The sequence below is a fragment of the Roseibium sp. RKSG952 genome (assembly GCF_009711355.1).
In genome coordinates, this window is sequence record NZ_SMMF01000760.1 from 1 (window position 1) to 7,400 (window position 7,400).

Annotated in this window: 4 protein-coding genes; all 4 read left to right on the top strand. The window is 51.9% G+C overall.

The annotated features are described in order from the left end of the window. Positions 1–178: 178 nt before the first annotated feature. Genes E1297_RS05770 through E1297_RS05785 form a run of 4 tightly spaced genes read left to right on the top strand, consistent with a single transcriptional unit; the run spans position 179 to position 7,168 of the window. Positions 179–1,723 (top strand): type I restriction-modification system subunit M, encoded by a 1,545-nt coding sequence (locus tag E1297_RS05770; protein ID WP_155135149.1) that lies wholly within the window; start codon positions 179–181, stop codon positions 1,721–1,723. Continuing rightward, positions 1,720–2,886, top strand: a complete 1,167-nt coding sequence (locus E1297_RS05775; protein ID WP_155135152.1) for a restriction endonuclease subunit S — start codon at positions 1,720–1,722, stop codon at positions 2,884–2,886. Before E1297_RS05770 ends, E1297_RS05775 begins: the two co-directional genes overlap by 4 nt. Beyond that, on the top strand, positions 2,887–4,074 hold the full coding sequence (locus E1297_RS05780) for an AAA family ATPase (RefSeq protein WP_155135155.1): 1,188 nt from the start codon (positions 2,887–2,889) through the stop codon (positions 4,072–4,074). Then, positions 4,067–7,168: an HsdR family type I site-specific deoxyribonuclease gene (locus E1297_RS05785; protein WP_155135158.1), complete on the top strand. Its 3,102-nt coding sequence runs from the start codon at positions 4,067–4,069 to the stop codon at positions 7,166–7,168. Before E1297_RS05780 ends, E1297_RS05785 begins: the two co-directional genes overlap by 8 nt. Positions 7,169–7,400 lie beyond the last annotated feature (232 nt).

The window sequence follows — 7,400 nt, forward strand, 5'->3', positions numbered from 1 at the left end:
TCGATGCCTTGAATGACGTCAGCGAGGTGACGGAACAAACTCGTCATCGCGAAAGCCGACAATTGATGAAGGGTGCAAAACCGAATGGCTACTTCTGACAACGCAACTCTTGCGATATCAAAGAGGTCAGTTTTACGAGTCACGCCGAGTAGCCGAACCGGAATTAAGGAAATCAAAAATGACAGGTCAGCAACAGATCGACGCTCTGCACCGCCAAATCTGGCAAATCGCCAACGAAGTGCGGGGGGCGGTTGATGGCTGGGACTTCAAGCAATTCGTGCTGGGGGCCCTGTTTTATCGCTTCATCAGCGAGAACTTCACCACATACATTGAAGGCGGTGACGACAGCATCAACTATGCAGGCATGTCCGATGCCGATATTCCGGATGAGGCCAAAGACGACGCGATCAAGACCAAGGGATACTTCATCTATCCCAGCCAGTTGTTTGCGAATGTGGCTGCAAAGGCTGCCAAGAACGAAAGCCTGAACACCGATCTGGCCAATATTCTCAAGGCTATTGAAGGATCCGCCAACGGGTACGCATCGGAAGACGACATCAAGGGTCTTTTTGCCGACTTCGACACCACCAGCAACCGCCTCGGCAACACGGTCAGGCACAAGAACGAACGTTTGACCAAGGTGCTCAAGGGCGTTGCGGACCTTCCGCTGAAATTTGAAGAAAACCACGGTGATCTGTTCGGTGATGCGTACGAATTCCTGATCTCCAATTACGCAGCCAATGCAGGCAAATCCGGCGGCGAGTTCTTCACGCCGCAACACGTCTCGAAATTGATCGCCCAACTGGCGATGCACAAGCAGACCAGCATCAACAAGATCTACGATCCGGCGTGCGGCTCCGGCTCGCTGCTTTTACAGGCCAAAAAACACTTCGACCAGCACATCATCGAAGACGGGTTTTTCGGGCAGGAAATCAATTACACCACCTACAACCTCGCCCGCATGAACATGTTCCTGCACAATGTGAACTACGACAAGTTCAACATTCAGTACGGGAACACGCTTGAAGATCCGCATTTCGGGGACGACAAGCCGTTTGACGCGATCGTGTCGAACCCGCCCTATTCGGTCAGATGGAAGGGCTCGGAGGATCCGACGCTGATCAACGACGAACGCTTTGCGCCGGCAGGTGTCCTGGCTCCGAAGTCCAAGGCAGACTTTGCCTTCGTGCTGCACGCGCTGCACTATCTGTCGGCCAAGGGACGCGCGGCCATCGTCTGCTTTCCCGGAATTTTCTACCGGGGTGGAGCAGAGCAAAAAATCCGCCAATATCTGGTCGACAACAACTTTGTCGAAACGGTCATTGCGCTGGCACCCAACCTGTTCTTTGGAACGACCATCGCCGTGAACATTCTGGTGCTGGCCAAGAACAAACCGGATACCAAGGTGCAGTTCATCGATGCAACGGGCGAGGAGTTTTTCCGCAAAGGCACGAACAACAACTTCATGGAAGACCGCCACATCGCCGAGATCATGAAGCTGTTCGACAGCAGGGAAACCGTGCCCTACGTGGCCGAAACCGTCCCCTACGACACGATTGCCGGGAAAGACTACAACCTGTCCGTCAGTGCCTATGTTGAGCCCAAGGACACCCGCGACGTCATCAACATCAGCCAGCTGAATACCGAGCTGAAAACCACTGTCGCCAGGATCGACCGGCTGCGCGCGGACATCGACGCCATCGTTGCGGAGATCGAGGCATGAGCAAGCCGGGCTTTCTGGAAAAATTGCTGGATGGGGCTTCAGTGGAGTGGAAGCCGCTTAAACAAGTACTTGTTCGCACGAAAGGCACCAAGATTACAGCCGGGCAAATGAGAGCTCTTCACAAAGAAGGTGCGCCGATCAAAATCTTCGCAGGGGGTAAAACGTTCGCCTGCGTGAACCTTGACGACATCCCCCAAAAGCATATCAACCGAGAGCCATCTATTATTGTTAAATCACGAGGCATAATTGAATTTGAATACTACGATCAACCGTTTTCTCACAAGAATGAAATGTGGTCTTATCACTCTCAAAGAGATCATATTTCGATCAAGTATGTATATCACTTCCTAAAATTAAACGAACCATATTTCCAAGGGATTGGCAGCAAAATGCAAATGCCTCAAATCTCGACCCCTATAACAGATGATTTTGGCATCCCCATCCCATGCCCGGACGATCCCGAAAAATCCCTCGCGATCCAGGCGGAGATCGTTCGGATTTTGGACACTTTCACCAAGCTGACCGCCGAGCTGACCGCCGAGCTTAAGGCCCGCAAGCAGCAATACAACCACTACCGCGACCAGCTGCTGAGCTTCGAAGAGGGTGAGGTGGAGTGGATACCCTTGGAAAAGCTCGCGGAGAACTTGGACTCCAAGCGAAAGCCGATCACGAGCAGCCTAAGAGAGCCCGGAGAAATCCCGTACTATGGTGCCTCTGGCGTCGTAGACTACGTTAAGGACTACCTTTTCGATGGCGATTATCTTCTTGTCTCAGAAGATGGTGCCAACCTATTGGCGCGCAGCACACCTATTGCCTTCAGCATTAGTGGCAAAACTTGGGTCAATAACCATGCCCATATCCTGGAGTTTGAGACCTACGCTGAACGTCGTTTTGTCGAATACTATCTGAACAGCATTGATTTGACGCCTTACATTTCGGGTGCGGCACAGCCCAAACTGAACAAGAAGAACTTGAACAGCATTCTCATTCCAAACCCAAGCCTTGACGAAAAGAAACGCATTGTCACCATTCTGGACACGTTCGATAAGCTTACCACGTCACTCAGCGAAGGCCTGCCGCGCGAGATCAAGTTGCGTCAGCAGCAATATGAATACTACCGCGACCTGCTCCTAAGCTTCCCCAAACCCGAGGGGGTCGCGTAAATGGGCCAGACCCTCGAGCAGATCGCCCAGCAGCTCCACGACACCGACAAAAAGGTGCAGCTGATCTATGCCTTCAATGGCACCGGCAAAACGCGGCTCTCCCGCGCCCTGAAAGACCTGATCGCTCCGAAATCTGACGACGGCGACGAGGGCGCACCGTCACGCCAGAAAATCCTCTATTACAACGCCTTCACCGAAGACCTGTTTTTTTGGAATAACGACCTGCTTGGCGATGGTGAACCAAAGCTGGTGATCCAGCCGAACAGTTTCACGGACTGGATCCTGATCGATCAGGGACAAGAAAACAATGTCGCCAGGAATTTTCAGCGGTACACAAACGACAAACTGACTCCGAAGTTCAATGGAGAGTACGAAGTCACAGAATCAAGTGGGAACAAGACCACGATCAAGGCGTTCTCCGAGGTGACGTTTTCGGTTGATACGGGAGGCGATGAGCCATCCGGGAACTTCAAGATCTCCAAAGGCGAGGAAAGCCTGTTCATTTGGAGCATTTTCTACACACTGCTCGAAGAGGTCGTCTCAACGCTCAATGTGCCCGAGCCCGAAGAGAGAGACACAGACTATTTCAACCAGCTGGAATACGTGTTCATCGACGATCCGGTTAGCTCGCTTGACGAAAATCACTTGATTGAGCTCGCGGTTAATCTCGCCAGTTTGATCAAGAGTGCACCTCAGGGATTAAAGTTCATCATCACCACCCACAGCCCATTGTTCTACAATGTCCTGCATAATGAGCTGAAGATGAACAGCGGCGGCAACAGAGAAGCATGCTATCTGTTGGAGCAGTTGCCTGATGGCACTTACAATCTCAACGTCAAATACGGTGATTCAAACACTAGCTTTTCATACCATCTGCATTTGAGAAGCGTGCTGGAAACAGCGATCGCAGAAAACAAGATAGAGAGATTCCACTTCACACTTCTGCGCAATCTCTATGAAAAAACGGCCAACTTTTTGGGGCACAGGGAATGGGGAGATCTTCTGAATACCGTTCCTGGCGAAAAGCAAGCCTACTTGAACCGAATTATTCAGTTTTCAAGCCATTCGAAGCTTTCCAGCGAAGAAGTTCGTGACCCGACCGATCCGGAAAAGCAGACAGTCAAGCTTTTGCTGGAGAATTTGATCGATAACTACGGATTTTGGAAGCAGGACGAAGCAAATGGTTGAGCAGACAAAACCCATTGCTGAATCGAAGAACTTCATCGTTCTGGATAAGTACGTCAAGGAATGGGACGCGGTCGCGCACTACCAGAGCGAAGCCGACCTTGAGCGCGAGCTGGTGCAGGACCTGGGCAACCAAGGCTATGAGTTTCGCTCCGACCTCACCACGCATCAAGCCATGCTGGTCAATGTCCGCCGTCAGCTGGAAGAGTTGAACGGCGTCGCCTTTCTCGATGGCGAGTGGCAGCGGTTCGTTGAAACCTATCTGGACCGCCCCAGCGAGACCATCGTCGACAAGACCCGCAAGATCCATAGTGATTACATTCACGATTTTGTCTTTGATGACGGCCATATCCAGAACATCTATCTGTTCGACAAGCGGAATTTGGCGCGCAACAAGTTGCAGGTCATCACCCAGTTCGAGCAAGCCGGAACCCATGCCAACCGCTATGATGTGACGATCCTCGTCAACGGCCTGCCTTTGGTGCAGATCGAGCTGAAAAAACGCGGCGTGGCCATTCGCGAGGCCTTTAATCAAATCCACCGCTACAGCAAGGAAAGCTTCAACAGCGAAAACTCCCTTTTCAAGTTCCTGCAGCTGTTCGTGATTTCGAATGGAACGGACACGCGCTACTTTGCCAACACGACCAAGCGCAACAAGAACAGCTTCGACTTCACCATGAACTGGGCGGAGTCCGATAACAGCCTGATCAAGGACCTGAAGGATTTCACCGCAACCTTCCTGCAAAAGCGCACGTTGCTGAGTGTCTTGCTGCACTATTCGGTTTTTGATGTCAGCGACACGCTTCTGGTCATGCGGCCCTACCAGATCGCGGCAACGGAACGCATCTTATGGAAAACGAAAAGCTCTTTCCTTGCCAAAACCTGGAGCAAACCGACAAGCGGCGGGTTCATATGGCACACCACAGGTTCGGGCAAGACCCTCACGAGCTTCAAGGCGGCACGACTGGCGACCGAACTGGAGTTCATCGACAAGGTCTTTTTTGTCGTCGACCGCAAAGACCTCGACTACCAGACGATGAAGGAATACCAGCGGTTTTCGCCCGACAGCGTCAACGGGTCCGACAGCACCGCCGGACTGAAGCGCAACCTGAGTAAAGATGATAACAAGATCATCGTCACGACCATCCAGAAGCTCAACAACCTGATGAAGGCCGAAGGTGATCTGCCGGTTTATAACCAACAGGTTGTGTTCATTTTTGACGAATGTCACCGCAGCCAATTCGGCGAAGCGCAAAAAAACCTAAAGAGGAAATTCAAACGCTTCTGTCAGTTTGGCTTCACCGGAACGCCGATCTTTCCGGAAAACGCACTCGGGGCGGAAACGACCGCCAGTGTGTTCGGAAGCGAACTTCATTCCTATGTGATCACGGACGCCATTCGGGACGAAAAGGTCCTGAAGTTCAAGGTCGACTACAACGACGTTCGTCCGCAGTTCAGGGCGATCGAAAGCGAGCAAGACGAAAAGAAACTCAGCGTGGCGGAAAACAAGCAGGCCTTGCTTCACCCCGAACGTATCAAGGAAGTTTCCCAATACCTCTTGAACAACTTCCGCCTGAAAACGCATCGGCTGCAGCCGGGAAAACGCGGCTTCAATGCCATGTTCGCTGTCAGCAGCGTCGATGCGGCCAAGCTGTATTACGAGACCCTGAACACGCTGCAAGAGGCTAGCGACAAGAAGCTGAAGATCGCGACGATCTTTTCCTTCGCCGCAAATGAGGAGCAAGACGCGGTCGGCGATATCCAGGACGAAGGCTTCGACATCTCGGCCATGAACAGCAGTGCGAAGGAATTCCTCAGCGCTGCAATCGGCGACTATAATGCATATTTTAAAACGAATTTTGGCGTGGATAGCAACAGTTTCCAAAACTACTACCGCGACCTGGCGAGCCGCGTCCGCTCCGGAGAAGTCGACCTTCTGATTGTCGTGGGGATGTTCCTGACCGGATTTGATGCCCCAACGCTCAACACTCTGTTTGTTGATAAGAACCTTCGTTATCACGGGCTGATGCAGGCTTTTTCCCGGACGAACCGGATCTATGATGCGACCAAGGCGTTCGGCAATATCGTCGCGTTTCGAGATCTTGAACAAGCGACCGTCGACGCGATTACACTCTTTGGCGACAAGAATACAAAAAACGTCGTTCTGGAAAAGAGTTACAGCGAATACATGGCGGGTTTTCAGGATCAGGAGACTGGCCAAAAACGCGACGGCTTCGTTGATATTCTAAAGGAGTTAGAGACGCGTTTTCCAAATCCGGATGACATCGTCACGGAAGCGGACAAGAAAGCCTTCACCAAACTGTTTGGCGAATACTTAAGAACCGAGAACGCGCTTCAGAACTATGACGAATTCGCAGCCCTCAAAGCCTACCAGAATCTTGATACCAACGACTCCGAAGCCGTCGAAGAGTTCAAGGCAACGCATTATTTGAACGATGAAGGCCTCCAGAATTTGGAGGCGATCAAATTGCCTTCCGAGAGGAAGCTTCAGGACTATAGATCGACCTACAACGACATCCGCGATTGGCTGCGCCGTGAGAAGGCCGCAAACGACAAGGAGCAGTCGACGATCGATTGGGATGATGTCGTGTTCGAGGTGGACCTTTTGAAATCTCAGGAGATCAATCTTGATTATATCCTGGAGCTGATTTTCGAGAAGAACAAGAAGGTGAACAGCAAGAGCGATCTACTCGAAGAAGCTCGCCGGGCCATTCGGGCCAGCCTGGGAAACCGGGCGAAAGAAAGCCTGCTGGTCGACTTCATCAACAAGACCGACCTTGACCAGATTGCAGACAAGGCAGGCGTGATCGACGCCTTTTTCTCCTTTGCCCAAGCCGAGCAACGCCGAGAGATCGAGGAGCTGATCAACGCCGAAAATCTAAATGCAGAAGCCGCAAAACGCTATGTTGCTTCATCCATCAAACGAGAGTTCGCAAGCGAAAACGGCGCAGACCTGAATGAAATCCTGCCCAAGATGAGCCCGCTCCACCCGCAATATCGGACCAAAAAGCAAAGTGTGTTTCAAAAAATCTCTGCGTTTGTTGAGAAGTTCAAGGGCGTAGGGGGCGAGCTATGATCTTTGGACCCAGCAACTTGGACTCGTCTGCACCAAGTTTGGTGGAGCCTTGCTCCTGCCGTCAAAACGTCCTGCTGACGCTTTCGCACCCGTCAGACCGATATTCCAAAACAACCAATCAGACGCTCCGGCCTCTCGGGCGAAGACTTCGATATCTCTGACGGTCTGGACATCTCGTTTTAAGGCTGTGGGCTTGAAGAAGCGCGTTCCCTTCAAGGGACGCCCCATTTCA